Below are 20,454 nucleotides of genomic sequence, written 5' to 3'. Positions count from 1 at the left end.
ACCATTTTTTATCTCATTTTGCGGCTATTCCCAACTCAGCAGCAATTGCCGTTCAAGTTGTGGATCGAGCAAAGTGACATGCAGCCCCACGAGCCGCACACCTCGCCCAGCGCGCCGCTCATTCCATGCCGTGCGTGCAACTTGCAGCAAATCGTCTTTATTGAGTTTCGGCCAAACATGCTCTTGTGTGGTTTGCTGAAAGTCATGAAATTTCAGCTTTACCCCCTGCCGGGCAATATGCAGATCGGGCCTCACCTTGCGCAAGCGGGTTTCCAGTTCAGTGTATAACTGCTCAATCAAGGATTCACAGCTTGACCAATCATGAATGTCCTCAGCCAAGGTTCTCTCGACACCCACAGATTTGCGCAATCGGTCTGGGGAAACCTCTCGTTCATCAATACCATGGCTGCGTTCCCACAGGACATGACCAAACTTGCCAAAACGCTTTAATAATTCGGCCTGTGAGAAGTGTTGTACATCACTACAGGTTAGCAATCCTAGCTCCTGCAATTTGCTGGCAGTAACTTTGCCCACCCCCGGAATTTTACTCAGCGGCAAATCGTGCAGAAAAGGCAAAACCTTGTCAGGGGTTATCACATACTGACCATTGGGCTTATTTAAATCAGAGGCTATCTTGGCTAAAAACTTGATGGGGGCAATTCCGGCAGAGGCCGTTAGATTAAGTTCAGCAGCAATAGATTGGCGGATTTCCTGCGCAATTAAGGTGGCAGAGCCACTGCATGCCGGGCAATCAGATACATCCAGATATGCTTCATCTAGCGACAGTGGTTCAATCAAAGAAGTATAGCGAGCAAAGATCTCGCGGATATGCAGCGAAGCTTCTTTATAGGCTGCCATTCTCCCGGGGATCACTTTTAGCTGTGGGCACAGTTTCAGCGCCATTGCGGTTGGCATCGCACTGCGCACACCATAGCGCCGCGCCGGATAATTCGCCGTGCTGATCACGCCACGCCGATCCCGGCTCCCGCCAATCGCAATGGGAATATCACGCAAGCTGGGATCGTCACGCATTTCGACTGCTGCAAAAAAGCAGTCCATATCGACATGAATAATTTTTCGCATATTCCCCCCAACTAACCACTGTATAAGTATACAGTCAAATTGGAGGAATTCAAGATTATCCTAATTTGTAGCGGTGATCATGCCGCTATATTGAAAAACTAAGTGGGTAACACAGCCACAGCTTCAATTTCTAAGGCTAATCCATAATGTAAGGCAGGCACAGGCACCACGCAGCGTGCCGGTTGGTGTGGCCCCAGCCAGTCTGCATAAAGTGTATTAAAATCTGGCCATAATGCCACATCACACAAATAGACCCGCACCTGGACCAAACTGGTTTTATTGCAGCCACAATCAGCCAGCACCCTCTCGATATTGGTAAAAACCTGCCGGGCCTGAATAGCAAAAGGCTGATTTGCTAGTGCCTCACCTTGTGCGGTCACGGGTAACTGGCCGGAAAGATAAACCATTCCGCCCGCACAAACTGCATGGCTATAATGGCCCGCCGGAGGCAGGCTCTGTGTGGCATTAACCAGCACCATCTCTGGCATCAGCAAGCCTCACCAATAAAAGTGGCTAAACGGGCTAAATCAACATTACCACCCGAAATAATCACCCCGACCCGTTTGCCGCGCAAATCGAGCTCATCGCCAAAAGCGACCGCCGCCCCTAAGCAGCCCGTAGGTTCAACCACGATTTTCATGCGGCTGGTGAAAAATTTCATCGCCGAGATAAGCTGCTCATCAGTGGCCGTCAGAATATTATCAACCCGCTCTTGAATGACCGGGAAGGTATAGTGGCCCAGCGCTTGGGTTTGAGCACCATCAGCAATAGTGGCGGGCGTGGCTATTTTAACAACTTTGCCACTACGAAAACTGAGTTGACCATCATTACCCGCCGCTGGTTCTACACCAATAACCTGACAATTTGGGTAAAGCGCCTTGGCAACCGTGGCACAGCCAGATAACAACCCCCCGCCCCCTAATGGCACCAGCAGTACATCCAACTCACCGACTTCATCAAATAACTCTTGTGCCGCAGTTCCTTGCCCCGCCATCACATCTGGATAGTCATAAGGTGGGATTAAAGTTAGCCCCTGTTCCTGTGCGAGTTTATTGCTAATGGCTTCGCGATCTTCCTGATAGCGGTCATACAGCACCACCTCACCACCATAGCCTCGGGTGGCGGCAATTTTCGCCGCAGGTGCGTCTTCAGGCATCACAATAATGGCGCGGATCCCCAATTTGCGAGCAGACAAAGCAATAGCTTGCGCATGATTTCCCGAGGAGAAAGCCACTACCCCTTTGGCTTTCTGTTCCGGCGATAATTTCACTAACGCGTTATAGGCTCCGCGAAATTTAAATGCCCCCATATGCTGGAAATTTTCGCATTTAAAAAACAGCTGTGCGCCCGTCATCTCATCTGCAGTGGACGAGGTCAAAACCGGTGTTTTTAGCGCAAAACCAGCAAGTCGCTGATGTGCTTGAATAATATCGTCATAACAGATTGCTAATGGGGCCATCTTCAGCTTCCTTCCGTCGGGAGATAGGTATAGACCGTAGACCGGGCGACACCCAGATTATTGGCAACAATAGTCTGCGCATTTTTCAGATCCATCAGACCGGCTTGTGCCAGTTGGCGAACAATCTCACGCCGCTGTGCCGGGTTCAGTGCGCGTGGGGTGGTGTTGTGGGCAGCAGCAAACTGCTCCAGTTCAGTACGCAGCATCTCAAGGCGCGGTGATGCCAGAGATTCCTGCACCTCGGTTGGCGTGGTTTGTGTCAGTTGAGACAAACTGGCACTAACAGCCGAAAACAGCGAGATATCCATATTGAGACACAGTGCCCCAATGAACTCCCCTTGACTATTTTTCAGGCCAATTGAGGTACTTTTCGCCGGGCGACCATCAGGAAACTGGTTCGGATAATTGAGGATAACCTCGGGAAAGTTAGGATCTGCAATGCGGCTTAAACCCAGCTCAGTGGCGGGCTCGCCCACTTCTCGACCGGATAAATTGTTGGAAATAGCCGCAATGGCATGTTCTGGTTGCGTGAGATCGTGCAAAACAAATTCCACCAAAGGTGCAAAAGTTTTACCCAGTGCCTCAACGATTTTTTTGCTCTCCCGTAACAGGAGTTGGTCTTCTGTAAGTTTCATAAATGAATTATTGTCACTTTATGACATTTTGTCAACAAAGTTATCTGCAAAGAAAGGCAATAAAAAAAGCTGCACGCGGCAGCTCTTTTTCGATTGAAATGACAGTAGGAATCGTTATTGCACAATGGAGCTTTTTAGCCCTTTATCTTGCTGATGGCGCTCTAAAGCCAACTCAATAAGCCTTGTGATCAGCTCGGTTGAGCCCACACCGGTGGCACGCCATAACTTAGGATACATACTGATATTGGTAAAGCCGGGCAAGGTATTTATTTCATTGATAACAATGCAGTTATCAGGAGTTAAGAAGACATCAACTCGCGCCATGCCACAACATTCAAGGGCCTGAAAAGCGGCTAATGCCACAGCACGGATACGGTCGCTGACATCTGTGTCTATCGCCGCAGGAATAATGACCTGTGCGCCGGTTTCATTAATATATTTTGTATCATAGGAATAAAACTCATCACTGATAACCACTTCACCACACAAACTGGCTTGCGGATGGTCATTTCCCATAACAGCACATTCTATTTCGCGCCCAACAATGGCAGACTCCACCAGCACTTTATGGTCAAAATCAAACGCTAACGCCACAGCCCGCTGGTATTCAGCCTCATTGCGAACCTTACTGACTCCCACTGAAGAACCTTGATTCGCGGGCTTAATAAATAATGGCAAACCGAGTTTTGCCGTGACCTGCTCAAAACTGTAATGGCCTTGGTTAGCCCGCGTCAGGGTAATAAAGGGAGCAATGTTCAGCCCGGCATCCCGGAGTAAGCGCTTAGTAATATCTTTATCCATACTGACCGCAGAACCGACAACACCCGAGCCAACAAAAGGAATATTTGCCATACGCAGTAAGCCTTGTAAGGAGCCATCCTCCCCTAATGTACCGTGTACAATAGGGAAAATGACATCCAACTGAGCCAGCGCAGAGGCATTATCGGTAGTGATCAGTTGTTGACTGGCTTGACCGGGGATCAAAGCGACATTTCGGTTTGAATGGTTGAGAGAGATCAAGGCAGGATTTTCTGCATTTAACAAATAACTGGATGCATCATTAACATGCCATTGCCCTTGCTTATCAATACCCAGTAGCGTCACATCAAATTTTTCTTTATCAATTGCATCTACGATGTTTTTTGCTGACTGCAATGACACCTCATGTTCAGCCGACTTACCGCCAAAAACCACTCCAACCCGCAATTTCGACACACTGTATTCCTTCTTAAAGCCTGGCACCAAGGGCTACCGACACATAGCACTAAAACAAGTTTTGTATGCATAACTATACCTACAGAACTTTCTCAATACCAACCGATATCAGGTCACGATCATAATCATCCTAATCAAAAAACCATTTAATTCTACTAATAACAGAATTGAACTCTGTTATTGGTATATTTATACTTTTTGTCATTTATTTTTAATAAAAAATCATTAAATTCGACAAAGCGAAAGAATATTATCTATATGATTAACATGCCCTAGAAAAATTCATTATCAATCAATGGATGGAAACTAAATATTATGCGAAATTATATAATGGCTACTATATTACTCTCTACTAGTTTTGTAACAAACGCTAATTCAGCCACATCGACAACCTCTATCGACCCACCACAGATTATCGCCCATCGCGGTGGAACAGCAGATGCACCTGAAAATACCATTCCAGCAATTAAGAAAGCATTGGAGAACGGTGCCAATGCAATCTGGGTCACGTTACAGCTGTCAAAGGATGATATTCCGGTATTATATCGCCCTTCAGACCTTAAGGAGTTGACGAATAAGTCTGGTAAAATTTCCTCCTATAACGCAGAGCAACTTGGCCAGGTTGATGCCAGTGTGGCTTATAATGAAAAACATAAAATTCACCCTAAACCAGATTCACCGGTTGGTATTCCCACCCTTGATAAAGTATTGAAAACATTCCCGACAACAACCTTTTATCTCGACCTTAAATCCCCGGATGCAAATCCTGAAACCTTTGCAAAAGCACTACAAAAAACACTCGCCACAACGCCCAAAGGTGAAAAAAACCGGCTGACCCGAACACGAATCTACTCAACTGACGATAATTACTTAAATGCACTGGATAAGGTAAACAAAAGCAGCGATGACCAGCATCAAATCCAACGTTTTGAGAGCCGCGATTTTACTCGAACACAATTAGTTAACATTACGATGGATCATAAATGTGAATTACCAGCTGATGATAAGGATCGCTGGTATGGTCTGGAATTACATCGTAACGTCGAGGTTGTAGAGAAATATACCTTAGGTGAAGGTCGGTCTAAGGCCATATTAAGCTGGGATAAGGAAGCCGTTGATTGTTTCCGTAAAAATACTAACGCCCATATTATTTTCTTCGGCATTAACAAAGTTGAAGATTATAATGAAGCGAAGAAATTAGGTGCTAATGGCGTGATGGTAGATTCTCCGGCATTATTCAAAAAAATCTTAAATGACAAAAAGTAGATATATATAAATAACCTATAGCTAAGCTCATTAGAATCGCTAGATGTTAAAACCCCAGTTAATGAGTCATTAGTTGGGGTTTTAACAATTATTCATTATCTATACCCAATCGATTTCAAGATGCAGGAAAGCAGCAAAGAAGAGAGCCCCACTGAGCTGACATCAGTCAGTGATTCGGTTGAAAAATCTGCCGGGAGCAGATTTGAACGCGGCTTGCAGCGGCCTCGAAGAAGCGAGGCCCAGAGAAGGGCCGAGTCACTGGAAACAACCCCTATACGACTTGAAAAATGACAGGGATATCCCATGAAACAATTTGGATTCTGGTTATAGAATACGGTATTGATCCAGAGCCTTCTTCCGCGCAGCCTCTTTTGCCAAGCGGGCCTTACGTGAATCACAAGGCTCAGGGCAATCACAGACTTTCTCCATTCCCAAAGCCCCAATACCGCCGCAGCTACCCTGCAAAGTTTTACGTTTTACGATATATCCCAGCGACATCCCAAAGATGGCCAAGAGAAAAAAGACAAAGGACGCGATAAAAACAGTCAACATATTCTCTCCTATTAAGGCCGCTGTTTCAGATAAGGTTTGAATGACTCAGAGTGGTGTTCCTCAAAGCCCTTATCGGTTTTGACTATCATAAATACCGGTATGCCCAGTAAATTAGCGAGCGCCATACCTCGCTCTGGCCCAAGAACACCTAGTCCAGTAGACAATCCATCAGCAGTCATACAGCTTGGGTCTAATACTGTTATTGACACTAACCGATGATTGATTGGCCGGCCAGTTTCAGGATCAATGGTATGAGAATAACGTACACCATCCTGTTCAAAGTAATTACGATAATCCCCTGAAGTGGCAATAGCCATGCTCCCTGGCTCAATAATTTCTTGCGCACTTTGCGTAGAACCCACCACCGGCTTTTCTATCGCAATGCGCCAGGGCTTATTTTCCCCATTGTTGCCATGGGTTCTAACTTCACCGCCAATATCGACCATATAATTGTCGATATTTTGAGACGCTAAATATTCAGCAACAACATCGACGCCATAACCTTTAGCTATAGCAGAAAGATCAACATAGAGCTCGGGGATATGCTTAATTAAGGCCCCATTTTCTACAGCAAGATTATCGATACCCACCCATTCGCGCTTTTTGGCAATTTCAGCCTCGGTAGGGACAACATTTGGCCGTCCTTCCGGGCCAAAGCCCCATAAGTTGACCAAAGGCCCGACAGTCACATCCAGAGCACCATCAGTCAGGCGGTTAATACGGATAGCTTCCCGCACCACCTTAGCTGTCGCCACTGACACAGGAAAAGGCGTATCTACTTTCTGGCTTTTATTGAAGCGACTCAATTCGGAGTTTGGCCGATAAGTCGACATCTGGTCATTAACCTGTTCCAGCTCGCGGTCTATTTCCTGCTGTAACTTTTCAGGGCTGGGTGCTGATGAGTCACTCACATACTTAATTGAGTATGAAGTGCCCATGGTTTTACCTTCGAGATTGATTTGCTCAGGGCCACATCCTGTCAGCAGCAAGAAACCAACCGCAGCCATCATCCAATGTAATATATGTCTGTGCACGATATCCTCAATTATTGAGTCCCTGTCGTACCTGGAGTTGCGGCAGTATTAGCAGCAACCCCAGGCCTTTGTGGATATGTTGACTCACGGCGAAAACGTGGGTGATGACGCATCAACCACCAAAATCATCGAGCATGATATTTTCGTCTTCCACCCCAAGATCTTTCAGCATCTTAATAACTGCCGCATTCATCATCGGTGGACCACACATATAAAATTCACAATCTTCAGGTGCAGGATGATTTTTCAGGTAATTCTCTAATAATACGTTATGAATGAAGCCGGTATAGCCGGTCCAGTTATCCTCAGGTTGCGGATCAGACAAAGCAACATGCCAGCGGAAATTCTCATTCTCAGCCTGTAATTGGTCAAAATCTTCTTCATAGAACATTTCTCGCCGTGAGCGGGCACCATACCAGAAGCTGATTTTACGTTTTGAATGTAACCGTTTAAGCTGATCAAAGATGTGTGAGCGCATCGGTGCCATACCCGCACCACCACCAATAAAGACCATTTCTGCGTCGGTATCTTTGGCAAAAAACTCACCAAATGGCCCTGAAATAACCACTTTATCTCCGGGTTTCAGCGACCAGATATAGGACGACATAATCCCAGGAGGGGCATCAGGTACTGAAGGTGGCGGCGTGGCTATACGCACGTTCAGCATGATAATACCGCGTTCTTCCGGATAGTTTGCCATGGAGTAAGCACGTACTGTTGGCTCGGTCACCACTGACTCAAACCGGAACAGATTGAATTTATCCCAATCACCGCGATATTCCGCTGGCACATCAAAATCAGCGTATTTCACTGTATGCGGTTCGGCCTCAATTTGAATAAACCCACCTGCGCGGAATGGCACGACTTCACCGTCAGGAATTTTCAGCTTCAGTTCTTTGATAAATGTGGCTTTATTATCATTAGAGATAACTTCACATTCCCACTTTTTCACCCCAAAGATTTCTTCCGGCAACTCAATTTTCAGATTTTGCTTCACGCTCACCTGACAAGCCAGTCGACAGCCCTCTTTTGCTTCGCGTTTAGAAATATGAGAAAGCTCAGTTGGCAGAATATCCCCGCCGCCTTCTTTAATCGTTACACGGCACTGACCACAAGAACCACCGCCGCCACAAGCTGAAGAAACAAAAATACCGTGACTGGAGAGCATGTTGAGCAACTTATCTCCAGCAGGCGCGGTAAAGCTTTTATCCGCGTCATCATTGACTTCAATGGTAATATCACCCGTATTCACCAGCTTTGATTTGGCGAATAAAATCATCACCGTCAATGCCAGTACGATGAGGGTGAACATCACTACGCCCAGAATTATTTCCATGAATTATTCCTGCCTTTATAAGTTCACACCGGAGAAAGACATAAACCCTAATGCCATCAATCCGGTGGTGATAAAGGTGATCCCTAACCCCTGTAAGCCCGCAGGCACATTGGCATATTTCATTTTTTCGCGAATCCCCGCCAGCGCGACAATCGCCAGCATCCAACCGATACCGGAACCAAAACCATAAACAATGGATTCAGGGAAGTTGTAATCGCGTTGTGCCATAAACGACACGCCACCAAAGATGGCGCAGTTCACGGTAATCAGTGGCAGGAAAATACCAAGAGCGTTGTAGAGTGCAGGGAAATACCTATCAAGGATCATTTCTAGCACCTGAACAATGGCAGCAATAACACCGATAAAGGTAATAAAGTTCAGGAAGCTCAGATCCACACCTTCAACCAAGGCGCTATCACGTAGAACCAGGTTAAAAACCAGATTGTTCGCAGGTACTGAAATACCTAATACCACGGTTACCGCAATGCCAAGACCGAAAGCGGTTGCTACATTCTTGGAGACAGCCAGGAAAGTACACATCCCCAAAAAGAAAGCTAACGCCATATTCTCGACAAACACTGCGCGGACAAACAGACTGATGTAATGTTCCATCGTCAATTACTCCTTCTCAATCTGCGCAGGCTTCAGGGTTCGCAGACCCCAAATCAGCAAACCAATGATAAAGAATGCACTCGGTGCCAGCAGGAACAATCCGTTTGGCTGATACCAACCACCATTCTGGACCGTTTCCAATACTGGTAAGCCAAACACTTTACCTGAGCCAACTAGCTCGCGGATAAAGCCCACCAAGACCAGTACCACGCCATAACCTAAACCATTACCGATACCGTCCATGAAGCTTTCAATCGGCGGGGATTTCATCGCATAAGCTTCTGCGCGGCCCATCACAATACAGTTGGTAATAATCAAACCAACAAATACCGATAGCTGCCGGGATATCTCAAAGGCATAAGCACGCAGGATCTGGTCCACGACGATAACCAACGAAGCAATAATGACCATTTGAACAATAATACGGACACTATTGGGAATATGGTTACGGATCAGGGAGATAAAGAAACTGGAGAACGCGGTCACCAAGGTTACCGCCAGTGTCATCACTAACGCGGTTTCCAATCGAGTGGTTACTGCCAGCGCTGAACACACGCCAAGGATTTGTAACGCAATCGGGTTGTTATCAAATAACGGCCCGAGTAAAACCCGTTTAATCTCTTTGCTATCAGCCATTTTTTAATGCCCCTTCGCGCACTTTTCTCAGGAATGGACCGAAGCCATTTTCACCGAGCCAAAAATCAAAGCTATGTTGTACTCCATTGGAGGTCAGTGTCGCACCTGACAGTCCATCTATTGCATGAGGATCATTAGCAGGCGCACGCCCCTTAACGATACGAATAGCTGGCTGTCCTTGATCATCAAATAATCGCTGACCAATCCATTGATTACGCCAAATTGGGTTCTCAACTTCCCCCCCCAATCCCGGCGTCTCACCTTGATCGTAGTAGGTAATACCACGCACCGTGGTACCGTCGGTATCAATGGCAACAAAGGCATACATCATTGACCACAAACCCGAGCCATAAACCGGCAACACAAGCTTGTCAATTTGCCCCTGCTCGCTGCGCACCAGATAGATTTCCACAATGTTAGCGCGGCGACGAATATTGGCAATATCCTGAGCTGGCGTTAGCGCAATACTCATTTGATTATCACGCAGAGCTACAGCACGATTAAATGTTGCCGGATCTTGTTGGACAAACTCACCACTTTGCAAATCGACCAGGCGTGGTTCAATGCGCTGGGCAAATGTACTTTGTATTTCTTCTGCGGGCATTCTTGGTTGCAGTAAACCCGCCACCGACAGAATGTTGCGTTGTTTGTCTAATAGGCGCTGCTCTTGCTGTCTGGCTTGCAAGCCAACTGCCGCACCTGAAACGATGACTGAGCACACCAGGCACAACACAATCACCACCAACAGTGTTTTGCCAATACTGTCATTGTTTCTTGGTTTATTATTTGCCACGGGCTTTCCTCCGCTTGATATTGGCCTGAACAACCACATAGTCGAACAGTGGCGCAAACAGGTTGGCAAACAGGATTGCCAGCATCATGCCCTCTGGATAAGCCGGATTTGCCACGCGGATTAAGACACACATCGCACCAATTAAACCGCCATACCACCACTTTCCTTGATTAGTAAAGGAAGCCGATACCGGGTCAGTCGCCATAAAAATCATGCCGAAAGCAAAACCGCCGAGCACGAGATGCCAATACCACGGCATGGCAAATAATGGATTGGTCGTGGAACCGACCCAGTTAAACAGATAGGCCGTCGCCATCATGCCAATCATGACCCCAGCAACAATTCGCCAGGATGCCACACGAGCAAAGAGGATAATGGCACCGCCGATCAGGATCATTAATGTGGAAACTTCACCGATAGAACCAGGAATGTTACCGAGGAAAGCATCCATCCAAGTGATAGGTTGGCCGCTAATGGTATTGACCAGACTGTGGCTACCGTTAACACTCCACTGCGATAAGGGGGTTGCACCAGAGAAACCATCCGCCGCCGTCCAGACTAAATCACCTGATATTTGTGCCGGATAAGCGAAGAACAAGAAAGCCCGCCCAGCCAGCGCAGGGTTGAGGAAGTTACGCCCGGTACCACCAAAGATCTCTTTACCAATAACCACGCCAAAAGAGATCCCCAATGCCGCTTGCCATAGTGGCAAAGTTGGCGGAACAATCAGGGAAAATAGAATCGAGGTAACAAAGAAACCTTCGTTAATTTCATGTTTGCGGACAATGGAAAAAACCACTTCCCAAAAACCGCCCACCACAAATACCACGGCATAAATCGGCAGAAAATAAGCAGCACCGAGCACCATCTTACTAATCCAACCGGCATCGGGTGCCAATGATGCACCCAATATTTGCGCCAGTTGATAATGCCAATCACCGCCAATAATCTGTTGCAGCTCTGCACCACTGTAGAGTTGATTCAAGGCCGGAATCGCCTGTGCCCCTACGTTGTACATGCCCCAGAACATCGCCGGGAATACAGCCAACCATACCAAAATCATCATACGCTTCAGATCGATAGCATCTCGAACATGAGAAGCTCCCGGAGTAACTTTACCCTGCGTATAGAAAATAGTGGCGGCAGCTTCATACAGCGGATAATACTTCTCTAGTTTTCCACCCGCTTCAAAGTGATGTTCTATTTTTTCAAGAAAACTTTTCAGGCCCATCAGTTATCCTTCCTGCTCAATCTTGGTCAGTATGTCGCGCAATACCGGCCCATATTCATACTTACCGGGGCAGACAAATGTACATAGAGCCAAATCTTCTTCATCCAACTCCAGACACCCCAAAGCTTGCGCACTGTCGGTATCACCGGACAGCAGATCACGCAACAGATGGGTGGCCAGAATATCCAGTGGCATAACACGCTCATAGTTGCCAATTGGCACCATAGCGCGCTCCCCACCATTCAAATCGGTGGAGAAAGCAAACAATTTGTGTTTGAAGAAATGCCCCAGAGTGGTGCGGGTAATAGAATATTTATCGCGCCCTGGCATCACCCAGCCGAATAGCTCTTTTTCTCGCCCTTCGCGGATAACCGATACTTGTTGATGAAAGCGCCCCAGATAGCCATGAGTGGCTGAGAATGCCGTGCCACTCAGCACTGAGCCTGAAATAATGCGGTTATCGCCCTCTTTTAGTCGGCCAGCTGTCAGTTCGGATAAACTGGCCCCGACCCGGGTGCGCAGTAAAATCGGCTGATTCACTTGTGGGCCTGCCAGTGCGACAACACGATCTGTGCACAACTCACCACGGGTAAACAATTTACCGATGGCAATGACATCTTGATAACCCACGTGCCAAACGATTTTGTTCAGGCTCACTGGTTCAAGGAAATGGATGTGAGTCCCCACCAGACCTGCAGGGTGCGGGCCGGAGAACTCATTATAAGTCACCTGTGCATTCTGATGGCTGGCAACCGCCTGCCCAGGTGCATGACAAACATGCACTTTACCTTCAGTCAGGCGAGTCAATACCGTTAAGCCTTGATTGAAAGCATCATATTCTGTAGCAATAATCACTTGAGGGTCGGCAGCCAAAGGCTGGGTATCCATCGCGCTGACAAAAATAGCTCGTGGGCTGCTACCTGGAACCGGAGTTTTGCTGAAAGGTCGAGTGCGCAGCGCAGTCCAAAGGCCAGAAGCCAACAAGTGTCGCTGTACCTGCTCATTGCTCAGTTGATTGAGGTCTGCCTCAGCATAATGTTCGAAAGGGACCTGTTCATCCCCGTCGATTTCAATCACGACCGATTGTAGCACCCGACGCTCGCCACGATTGATGGCACTGACCTTGCCACTGGCAGGGGCGGTAAACAACACCCCCGGATTTTTCTTATCTTCAAACAGCGGTTGGCCTTTCTTAACCCAATCACCTTCGTGCACCAACATTGAGGGGCGCATGCCCACATACTCTTCACCGAGTAAAGCGACATGATGAATAGCAGGACCATCCTCTATCACTTGTGCAGGTACTCCAGCGATGGGAAGGTCGAGGCCTTTCTTTATTTTAATCATATAGTTGGACAACTTTATTGGTTATATCAAATGCTGTACTTAGCCCAGAGAGTACAGCCACGTAAAGAGAAGATACTTCCATGGTTCTGTTAAACGACGATTTTACACTTAGCCAGTTAGGCATGCATGAATACGGACCGAAGAAGCCCAGCCATTAATACTGGTATTATGTTGAATGCCACTAAGACTAACAATGGCAAAAAATAACCATTAATTGAGCAGGTCATCAGCCGCGGGCAATTTTAGCATTTCCATACCGCACTGTCTGACAAATGCAGTGACTTACGTCAAGCAAACACAAATAATTTACTGCTAAATTTTGTATATATTCGGTAAAATCGTTCTCTTAATTCATATTTACCGATTTTGTATTTATTTTATACAAAACATATATTGCTAAAAATTTTCTGACTGATAATCTGCGCCTATAAATCAGAAAAGTCAGTGGCATCTATAAATATAAGTGGGAATAATAATGCGCAAAATCGCGCCATTTTTTGCGATGATAATGTTTGCGATGATAATGTGTTTGCCTGTGGTCTCCTTCACCAGTTCAGCCAGTGAGCCCGTGGCAGTATCCAAAGATCTCAAACAGCAATTACTAGGGTCATCGGTCTATATTCAGATATTCAAAGAAGAACGTACCCTGGAATTATATGCCAGGTTACAAGGTGAGTATCGTTTGGTACAAAGCTACCGTATCTGTGAATTCTCAGGTGGCCTTGGCCCGAAACGCCGTGAAGGGGATTTTAAGAGCCCAGAAGGTTTTTACACTATTGATATGCGCCATTTAAAGCCTGACAGTAAGTTTTATCGGGCAATCAATATTGGCTTCCCAAATGATTATGATAAGTCGCAAGGTTATTCAGGGAAATATCTGATGATCCATGGCGCTTGCAAATCAATCGGCTGTTATGCGATGACAGATGCCTATATGGACGAGATATTTAACTACGTGCAAACGGCATTTATCTTCGGGCAGGAAAAAGTAGATATCAGTATCTATCCATTCCGTATGACTGAACAAAATATGCAGCGCCACCGTAACTCTTCAGATTACAACTTCTGGCGTCAGTTGCAGCCGGGCTATGCTTACTTTGCCAAGAACCGCATGCCGCCATCTGTTTCAGTGATAAATGGGCAATATGTATTGAGCCGACCACCTGTTTCTAGTGAACCGGTGTCGCAGTATGCCTCAACCAAATCGAGCTCAATGCTTCAATCAAATACGCTCGCCAAAACAGAATAAGGCAAATTCGCCTGGTGCAATTTTGTGCCAGGTTTCATTCCCTGTCAGTGGCTGAGTCGCAATCACCGTGACCACATCTTTAGGGGTGGTCTGGCGCTGAAAATCAATTTCAACATCCTGATCCAACAAAGTGGCTTTGCCGAAAGGCGCACGGCGAGTTATCCAATATAAATTGGTCGAACAGAACGCCATCACAAAACGCCCATCCGACAGCAACATATTAAACACCCCTTTGGCGCGTAGTTGCTCACACAAGGTGCCAATATAGCGAAACACCGCAGGCCAGTTGCTTGGCGTGCGAGGATAGCGTTTTGCCAGTTGATTCAGTAGCCAGCAGAAAGCATATTCGCTATCAGTCTGACCAATGGGACGGAAAGTGCCGGTATCTAATTGGCGATAACCCTTAAGCTGACCGTTATGAGCATAAGTCCAGTTGCGCCCCCACATTTCGCGGGTAAATGGATGAGTATTCTCTAATGCGACTTCACCGCGGTTTGCCTGGCGAATATGGGAAACCACCGCGCAGGATTTAATCGGATAATCTTGCACTAGCCGGGCAATGGGAGAATTAAAGCTAGGTTGAGGGTCTTTAAAGGTGCGGCAACCATTACCTTCATAGAAAGTGATTCCCCAGCCATCTTTATGTGGCCCTGTTCCCCCGCCTCGTTGCACCAGGCCGGTAAAGCTAAAGCAAATATCCGTTGGAACATTTGCGCTCATCCCGAGCAATTCGCACATGCCTGCCTCCCGAATATCCCCTTCATTTTGCAAAATGGAGGGGATAAATAAACAACTGGTCAATAACTAACTCGACCTAACTCAAGCTTTTACCATCTCTTTTTCAATCAACTGAATCAAGATATGAATCGCTTTGATATGAATTTCCTGAATACGATCAGCATAACCGAAATGAGGAACCCGGATTTCGATATCCGCAGAGCCCGCCATTTTACCGCCGTCTTTGCCGGTCAGGGTGATCACTTTCATGCCTTTGGCGCGAGCCGCTTCAATCGCCTTGATGATATTACCTGAATTACCTGAAGTAGAAATGCCCAACAGCACATCCCCTTCACGGCCTACAGCTTCAACATAGCGAGAGAAAACATAGTCATAGCCAAAATCATTACTGACACAAGAGAGATGGCTAACATCAGAAATAGCAATCGCCGGATAGCCTGGGCGGTTTTCACGATAGCGGCCGGTTAACTCTTCGGCAAAATGCATGGCATCACAATGGGAGCCGCCATTGCCGCATGACAAGACTTTACCGCCAGCTTTAAAAGAGTCAGCCAGTAATACGGCTGCGCGCTGGATGGCATCAATATTGGCATCATCTTTTAGAAAGTTGGCCAGCGTGTCTGCTGCTTCGTTCAGTTCACTGCGGATTAAATCGTGGTACATGGGAGCCTCTTTAATAGTCCTATGGCATCAATGTTCTTCCTGCGCCAGTGTACCGGATAGCATAAACTGCGAGAAGTACTGTGATGCATTAGCGAGATCACTATAAATTCGACCGAGCGTTTTTAGCGCTTAATGCAAACAATTTGTGAGATGAGTTGTAAATGACATGTAATGGTATTGATAAATAGAATGAGATGGACTACAACAAATGTATCACTCAACAGGTCAGACCTCCTACATCTCAGGAGCTTCATTATGATGGTTCTTAGCATTGTTGCCTTGCTGGTTCTTATTGGTGTGTTGTTCTATCACCGGGTGAACCTGTATCTCAGTAGTTTGATCCTCGTGGTTTATACCGCCGCCATGGGAGCCGCACAGTTATGGTCATACTGGGCATTATTGCCGCTGATGATTGTTCTGCTGCCATTAACACTAACACCACTGCGTCAATCTCTGTTTTCTGCCCCAGCCTTGCGCATGTTCCGTAAAGTCATGCCTGCAATGTCACGCACCGAAAAAGAGGCGATTGATGCGGGTACCACCTGGTGGGAAGGCGATTTATTCCAGGGCCAACCAGACTGGAAGAAATTGCACAACTATCCAAAACCGCAATTAACGGCGGAAGAACAGGCCTTTATCGATGGGCCGGTTGAAGAAGCTTGCCGTATGGCTAACGACTTCCAAATTACCCATGAACTGGCAGACTTGCCGCCAGAACTCTGGGCATATCTAAAAGAAAATCGCTTCTTTGCGATGATCATTAAGAAAGAGTACGGCGGCCTTGAGTTCTCTGCTTATGCTCAGGCACGAGTGTTGCAAAAACTGTCTGGTGTTTCTGGCATATTGGCCATCACTGTGGGGGTACCTAACTCCCTCGGCCCCGGTGAATTGCTGCAACATTACGGCACTGAAGAGCAAAAAAATCATTATCTGCCGGGATTGGCCCGTGGCGACGAAATTCCTTGCTTCGCCTTGACCAGCCCGGAGGCCGGTTCTGATGCCGGTGCAATTCCAGATACTGGTACTGTTTGTATGGGTGAATGGCAAGGTAAACAGGTACTGGGCATGCGCCTGACCTGGAATAAACGCTATATTACTCTGGCCCCGATCGCCACAGTGCTCGGGCTGGCATTTAAGTTATCTGACCCTGAGCATCTGCTGGGCGAAACCGTTGATTTAGGCATTACCTGTGCACTGATCCCAACGAACACCCCAGGGGTAGAAATCGGCCACCGCCACTTCCCGCTGAACGTGCCATTCCAAAATGGCCCGACCCGCGGCAACGATATTTTTGTGCCGATTGATTACATTATCGGCGGGCCAAAAATGGCCGGCCAAGGCTGGCGGATGCTAGTGGAATGTCTGTCAGTCGGTCGTGGCATCACCTTGCCATCCAACGCCACGGGCAGCCTGAAAAGTGTGGCAATGGGTATCGGTGCTTACGCCTATATTCGTCGTCAGTTCAAAATCTCAATCGGTAAAATGGAAGGGATTGAAGAACCATTAGCGCGCATTGCCGGTAATGCCTATGTGATGGATGCCGCAGCAACCTTGATTACCAGCGGTATCATGCTGGGTGAAAAACCCGCCGTATTATCCGCCATTGTTAAGTATCACTGTACTCACCGCGGCCAGCGCGCCGTGATGGATGCGATGGATATCGCCGGGGGCAAAGGTATCTGCCTTGGCCCAGCTAACTTTGTGGCCCGTAGCTATCAAGGTGCACCTATTGGTATCACGGTGGAAGGCGCTAACATCCTGACGCGTAGCATGATTATTTTCGGTCAGGGCGCTATTCGTTGTCATCCGTTTGTATTGGATGAAATGGCCGCCGCGCAATCCAATGATGTTTCAGCCTTTGATAAAGCCCTGTTTGGTCATCTAGGCCATGTGGGCAGCAGCAAAGTGCGCAGCTTCTGGTTGGGGCTGACCAATGGCCGCACCAGTGCTACGCCGGTAAAAGACAGCACGCGCCGCTATTACCAGCACCTGAATCGCCTAAGTGCCAATCTGGCATTGATGTCTGATGTCTCGATGGGTGTGCTGGGTGGTAGCCTGAAACGTCGCGAACGTATTTCTGCCCGCTTGGGGGATATCCTCAGCCAAATGTATCTGGCTTCTGCCACTCTGAAACGCTATGAAGATGAAGGCCGTCAGAAAGAGGATTTACCACTGGTGCATTGGGGCGTGCAAGATGCCCTGAATCAGGCAGAAATTGCGCTGGATGATTTACTGCGCAACTTCCCGAACAAATTTATTGCCGGGGTTATGCGGTTTGGCATCTTCCCACTGGGTCGTGTACATCAAGCACCGTCAGACCGACTGGATCATCAGTTAGCCCAACTGTTACAAGTACCATCAGCCACCCGCAGCCGCATTGGTCGTGGTCAATATCTGACACCGAGCGAGTTTAACCCGGTTGGTTTGCTGGAAGCCGCATTGCAGGACGTGATTGCCGCTGAGCCAATTCATAAACGCCTAAGTAAAGAAGCAGGTAAGAGCCTGCCATTTACACGGCTGGATAAGTTGGCCAAACGTGCACTGGCTGAAGGTAAAATCAGTGCAGAAGAAGCCGCAATACTGACCAAAGCAGAAGAGAGCCGTCTGCGTTCTATTAATGTCGATGAATTTGACGCTGATGCACTGGCCACCAAGCCAGAAGTGAAGCCGACAGTCAAACAACGGCATACTGAAGCCGCCTAACATGTTGCCTTATTGATGTGTGTCTAACACTCCAAGCCTCCAATTACTGGAGGCTTTTTTTATCCGCCAACAAACGGCGGACAATCACCCCAAACTGCTCCGGCTTGCCAGTAAATAAGACATTATCCGGCTGAGTCTGTAGTAACCGCCGACGCAAATTATCGCGCCACTTTTTATCGTCAATCAACCGAGCTGACACCGCGATATATTCGGCCAAGTTATGCGCAACCAACTCTTCAGCCAATCCGAGACGGCGAAATAGCCCCTCATCAATATGTTCATGGACTTCGGCACCACTCAGGCACACACCCGGCAACCCTTGACGCACTGTATCTACGATGCCATTGGTATTACCGAAAGGAAACGGATTGATGAATAGATCGCATTGATTAATAACCTGTAAATAGTCTAAATACCCCAAATGCTCATAGACTCGGGCTTGGGGAACACTGTCATTGACCGCTTTTTCCATGACTCGATGAGTGATGCCCCAGCAAAAACCGACAAGAAAATGAAATATCACCGGTGTTGAGGCTCGCTGAGCTATTTCAGCACAGGTGGTTAAAAAGCGCGGATTTATCTTCATCGCTGATGCGCAAACCGCAATATGCACGGCGGGTCGCTCATCAAAATACAATATAGGTTCCGGCTGACTGATATTGGCGGGAGGTACATAGGGCAGGCAATCTTTAGGTAATGAAACCACCTTCTCGGAGAAACACGCACTATTACCCAAATAATCCTCTTCCACTAAAACAGCATCAATATAATCTGAGTGTGTCGTTGCCGGATGACCTAATGCCATCACCTGTAACGGAGCCAGGCGCAAATTGGTGAGCGCTATAGTCAGTGGGAACATACCAACACTGGGGAAATAAATCACATCGGGCAGCAGTTGCTGGGCCAATGTCACGACAGTTCCGACAGCTTCGGCACGATTAACCTCAGTGAAATCATCGAATACATCGCGGGTTATGGCATCGGTTGCCTCAATAATAGTGACGCCATGGGTAGAAAAGTGCTCACGAGCCGCGCGCAATGTGCTGGAATGGGTGCGATAAATAGAATGGCCGCTGTTAAACCACTCAAGGATAACCAGCATCAATGGTTTATTACGTGGCGGTGGCGGCAAGTGGTTATCGGATAATCCATTGTGAAGCAGTGCCTTGCGCAAGTGAAAATTGATGCTGCGCTTTATGGCATGTTTTTGTGTCGTATCAGCATAACTGCAATGCATATAAACATCGTGCAAGATACGCTCCGGCAAGTGCTCGAGGCTATCCAGAGTTAACAGTTTCTCTGGTAACCACGCCAAGAGTAATTCACGTTTTGCGTGCCCAACCGTGCTGGGTAAAATCCGCGGTGATAATAAAGCCAAAAATAATGCCGCAGTAGCATGCGGATTGAATTGCCATAATATATCGGGCTGAAGAGGGATACCTGATTCAGGTAAATACATGACACAGAATTTGAGGAAATTGTTTCGTTCAAATCGCAGAGGATGCACACAGCCTTCTCCCGCCTGATTGAGATTAGTAATGACATGATCAGCATGACCAAAAGGAGAAGCGGCAAAGATCAAGGCAATCCAACGATGGAAATTGATTAACTGTAAAAACCCTTTTTCCGAAAGCACAAATCCAGGATCGGAAAAGAGATTCCCAATGGCAGCAGCCAACCTATTACAATAATGCTCTTGCTGCCGAATAGACTGTTTATTCAGTGCAAAAACATCCCAACGACCATAATGGGTATCTAATTGTTCCAGCATGAGTATTAATATTCGCCCCGCTTCTTCATAGCGGCGAGCACAAACTAAAAATTCAAAATAAGGCAGCGAAAATATCGCTGTATCCTCGGTTCGCGGTGATATTTCAGTCGTTTTTTCCACCATAATCTGCT

Annotated in this window: 19 protein-coding genes; 3 read left to right on the top strand and 16 right to left on the bottom strand. The window is 47.2% G+C overall.

The features are described 5' to 3' along the window. Positions 1-24 precede the first annotated feature (24 nt). From dinB to ddlA, 5 genes are all read right to left on the bottom strand, one after another. The gene (dinB, locus tag DJ58_RS04095) at positions 25-1,083 is read right to left on the bottom strand and encodes a DNA polymerase IV (protein WP_004707457.1); all 1,059 of its coding nucleotides are present in this window, start codon (positions 1,081-1,083) and stop codon (positions 25-27) included. Positions 1,084-1,181: 98 nt separating this feature from the next. Further along, entirely contained in the window at positions 1,182-1,571 is a 390-nt protein-coding gene (locus DJ58_RS0121920; protein ID WP_032910649.1) for a RidA family protein, read from the bottom strand. Further along, positions 1,571-2,542, bottom strand: coding sequence for a threo-3-hydroxy-L-aspartate ammonia-lyase (locus DJ58_RS04100; protein ID WP_004707456.1), 972 nt, complete (start codon positions 2,540-2,542; stop codon positions 1,571-1,573). The genes DJ58_RS0121920 and DJ58_RS04100 overlap by 1 nt, the downstream gene beginning before the upstream one ends. A gap of 2 nt (positions 2,543-2,544) precedes the next feature. Beyond that, entirely contained in the window at positions 2,545-3,177 is a 633-nt protein-coding gene (locus tag DJ58_RS04105) for a helix-turn-helix transcriptional regulator (protein ID WP_004707454.1), read from the bottom strand. Between the two features lie 114 nt (positions 3,178-3,291). Next, the gene (gene ddlA, locus DJ58_RS04110; protein WP_032910647.1) at positions 3,292-4,392 is read right to left on the bottom strand and encodes a D-alanine--D-alanine ligase; all 1,101 of its coding nucleotides are present in this window, start codon (positions 4,390-4,392) and stop codon (positions 3,292-3,294) included. A gap of 315 nt (positions 4,393-4,707) precedes the next feature. Here ddlA and DJ58_RS04115 point away from each other — a divergent pair, with 315 nt between their 5' ends. Next, entirely contained in the window at positions 4,708-5,658 is a 951-nt protein-coding gene (locus DJ58_RS04115) for a glycerophosphodiester phosphodiesterase family protein (protein ID WP_032910645.1), read from the top strand. A gap of 324 nt (positions 5,659-5,982) precedes the next feature. On the opposite strand, the gene nqrM is transcribed toward DJ58_RS04115, so the two are convergent. From nqrM to DJ58_RS04155, 8 genes are all read right to left on the bottom strand, one after another. Continuing rightward, on the bottom strand, positions 5,983-6,210 hold the full coding sequence (gene nqrM, locus DJ58_RS04120) for a (Na+)-NQR maturation NqrM (RefSeq protein ID WP_032910644.1): 228 nt from the start codon (positions 6,208-6,210) through the stop codon (positions 5,983-5,985). A gap of 11 nt (positions 6,211-6,221) precedes the next feature. Further along, entirely contained in the window at positions 6,222-7,220 is a 999-nt protein-coding gene (locus DJ58_RS04125) for an FAD:protein FMN transferase (RefSeq protein WP_004707448.1), read from the bottom strand. Between the two features lie 136 nt (positions 7,221-7,356). Continuing rightward, positions 7,357-8,580, bottom strand: a complete 1,224-nt coding sequence (nqrF, locus tag DJ58_RS04130; protein ID WP_004707446.1) for an NADH:ubiquinone reductase (Na(+)-transporting) subunit F — start codon at positions 8,578-8,580, stop codon at positions 7,357-7,359. A gap of 15 nt (positions 8,581-8,595) precedes the next feature. Further along, positions 8,596-9,192 carry an NADH:ubiquinone reductase (Na(+)-transporting) subunit E gene (gene nqrE / locus DJ58_RS04135; protein ID WP_004707444.1) on the bottom strand — a complete coding sequence of 199 codons (597 nt, stop codon included), beginning with the start codon at positions 9,190-9,192 and terminating at the stop codon, positions 8,596-8,598. 6 nt (positions 9,193-9,198) lie between these two features. Continuing rightward, on the bottom strand, positions 9,199-9,828 hold the full coding sequence (locus DJ58_RS04140) for an NADH:ubiquinone reductase (Na(+)-transporting) subunit D (protein WP_032910642.1): 630 nt from the start codon (positions 9,826-9,828) through the stop codon (positions 9,199-9,201). Beyond that, positions 9,821-10,621: a Na(+)-translocating NADH-quinone reductase subunit C gene (locus tag DJ58_RS04145; protein WP_032910641.1), complete on the bottom strand. Its 801-nt coding sequence runs from the start codon at positions 10,619-10,621 to the stop codon at positions 9,821-9,823. The genes DJ58_RS04140 and DJ58_RS04145 overlap by 8 nt, the downstream gene beginning before the upstream one ends. Continuing rightward, the gene (locus DJ58_RS04150; protein ID WP_004707436.1) at positions 10,611-11,852 is read right to left on the bottom strand and encodes an NADH:ubiquinone reductase (Na(+)-transporting) subunit B; all 1,242 of its coding nucleotides are present in this window, start codon (positions 11,850-11,852) and stop codon (positions 10,611-10,613) included. The genes DJ58_RS04145 and DJ58_RS04150 overlap by 11 nt, the downstream gene beginning before the upstream one ends. A gap of 3 nt (positions 11,853-11,855) precedes the next feature. Beyond that, positions 11,856-13,199 (bottom strand): Na(+)-translocating NADH-quinone reductase subunit A, encoded by a 1,344-nt coding sequence (locus tag DJ58_RS04155; RefSeq protein ID WP_004707435.1) that lies wholly within the window; start codon positions 13,197-13,199, stop codon positions 11,856-11,858. Positions 13,200-13,674: 475 nt separating this feature from the next. On the opposite strand from DJ58_RS04155, the gene dpaA reads away from it, so the two are divergent. Beyond that, positions 13,675-14,448: a peptidoglycan meso-diaminopimelic acid protein amidase gene (gene dpaA / locus DJ58_RS04160; RefSeq protein ID WP_032910640.1), complete on the top strand. Its 774-nt coding sequence runs from the start codon at positions 13,675-13,677 to the stop codon at positions 14,446-14,448. On the opposite strand, the gene DJ58_RS04165 is transcribed toward dpaA, so the two are convergent. Together DJ58_RS04165 and lpcA are read right to left on the bottom strand one after the other, a co-directional pair. Next, on the bottom strand, positions 14,422-15,186 hold the full coding sequence (locus DJ58_RS04165) for a class II glutamine amidotransferase (protein WP_032910639.1): 765 nt from the start codon (positions 15,184-15,186) through the stop codon (positions 14,422-14,424). The two genes, dpaA and DJ58_RS04165, sit on opposite strands and share 27 nt — an antisense overlap. Before the next feature lie 81 nt (positions 15,187-15,267). Next, the gene (gene lpcA / locus DJ58_RS04170) at positions 15,268-15,849 is read right to left on the bottom strand and encodes a D-sedoheptulose 7-phosphate isomerase (RefSeq protein WP_004707432.1); all 582 of its coding nucleotides are present in this window, start codon (positions 15,847-15,849) and stop codon (positions 15,268-15,270) included. A gap of 255 nt (positions 15,850-16,104) precedes the next feature. Here lpcA and fadE point away from each other — a divergent pair, with 255 nt between their 5' ends. Continuing rightward, positions 16,105-18,552, top strand: a complete 2,448-nt coding sequence (gene fadE / locus DJ58_RS04175) for an acyl-CoA dehydrogenase FadE (protein WP_004707431.1) — start codon at positions 16,105-16,107, stop codon at positions 18,550-18,552. Between the two features lie 43 nt (positions 18,553-18,595). On the opposite strand, the gene DJ58_RS04180 is transcribed toward fadE, so the two are convergent. Beyond that, positions 18,596-20,446 (bottom strand): hypothetical protein, encoded by a 1,851-nt coding sequence (locus DJ58_RS04180; RefSeq protein ID WP_004707426.1) that lies wholly within the window; start codon positions 20,444-20,446, stop codon positions 18,596-18,598. Positions 20,447-20,454 lie beyond the last annotated feature (8 nt).

It is taken from the genome of Yersinia frederiksenii ATCC 33641, assembly GCF_000754805.1.
Taxonomy (GTDB): domain Bacteria; phylum Pseudomonadota; class Gammaproteobacteria; order Enterobacterales; family Enterobacteriaceae; genus Yersinia; species Yersinia frederiksenii.
Note: the sequence above shows the minus strand (reverse complement) of the source record. Positions and strands in the feature narration are given on the sequence as shown.

Excerpts from the sequence above, each read along its gene's own strand:
- dinB (WP_004707457.1), bottom strand. The coding sequence starts at position 1,083 with ATGCGAAAAATTATTCATGTCGATATGGACTGCTTTTTTGCAGCAGTC.
- DJ58_RS0121920 (WP_032910649.1), bottom strand. The coding sequence starts at position 1,571 with ATGCCAGAGATGGTGCTGGTTAATGCCACACAGAGCCTGCCTCCGGCG.
- DJ58_RS04100 (WP_004707456.1), bottom strand. The coding sequence starts at position 2,542 with ATGGCCCCATTAGCAATCTGTTATGACGATATTATTCAAGCACATCAG.
- DJ58_RS04105 (WP_004707454.1), bottom strand. The coding sequence starts at position 3,177 with ATGAAACTTACAGAAGACCAACTCCTGTTACGGGAGAGCAAAAAAATC.
- DJ58_RS04115 (WP_032910645.1), top strand. The coding sequence starts at position 4,708 with ATGCGAAATTATATAATGGCTACTATATTACTCTCTACTAGTTTTGTA.
- nqrM (WP_032910644.1), bottom strand. The coding sequence starts at position 6,210 with ATGTTGACTGTTTTTATCGCGTCCTTTGTCTTTTTTCTCTTGGCCATC.
- DJ58_RS04125 (WP_004707448.1), bottom strand. The coding sequence starts at position 7,220 with ATGATGGCTGCGGTTGGTTTCTTGCTGCTGACAGGATGTGGCCCTGAG.
- nqrF (WP_004707446.1), bottom strand. The coding sequence starts at position 8,580 with ATGGAAATAATTCTGGGCGTAGTGATGTTCACCCTCATCGTACTGGCA.
- nqrE (WP_004707444.1), bottom strand. The coding sequence starts at position 9,192 with ATGGAACATTACATCAGTCTGTTTGTCCGCGCAGTGTTTGTCGAGAAT.
- DJ58_RS04140 (WP_032910642.1), bottom strand. The coding sequence starts at position 9,828 with ATGGCTGATAGCAAAGAGATTAAACGGGTTTTACTCGGGCCGTTATTT.
- DJ58_RS04150 (WP_004707436.1), bottom strand. The coding sequence starts at position 11,852 with ATGGGCCTGAAAAGTTTTCTTGAAAAAATAGAACATCACTTTGAAGCG.
- DJ58_RS04155 (WP_004707435.1), bottom strand. The coding sequence starts at position 13,199 with ATGATTAAAATAAAGAAAGGCCTCGACCTTCCCATCGCTGGAGTACCT.
- dpaA (WP_032910640.1), top strand. The coding sequence starts at position 13,675 with ATGCGCAAAATCGCGCCATTTTTTGCGATGATAATGTTTGCGATGATA.
- DJ58_RS04165 (WP_032910639.1), bottom strand. The coding sequence starts at position 15,186 with ATGTGCGAATTGCTCGGGATGAGCGCAAATGTTCCAACGGATATTTGC.
- lpcA (WP_004707432.1), bottom strand. The coding sequence starts at position 15,849 with ATGTACCACGATTTAATCCGCAGTGAACTGAACGAAGCAGCAGACACG.
- fadE (WP_004707431.1), top strand. The coding sequence starts at position 16,105 with ATGATGGTTCTTAGCATTGTTGCCTTGCTGGTTCTTATTGGTGTGTTG.
- DJ58_RS04180 (WP_004707426.1), bottom strand. The coding sequence starts at position 20,446 with ATGGTGGAAAAAACGACTGAAATATCACCGCGAACCGAGGATACAGCG.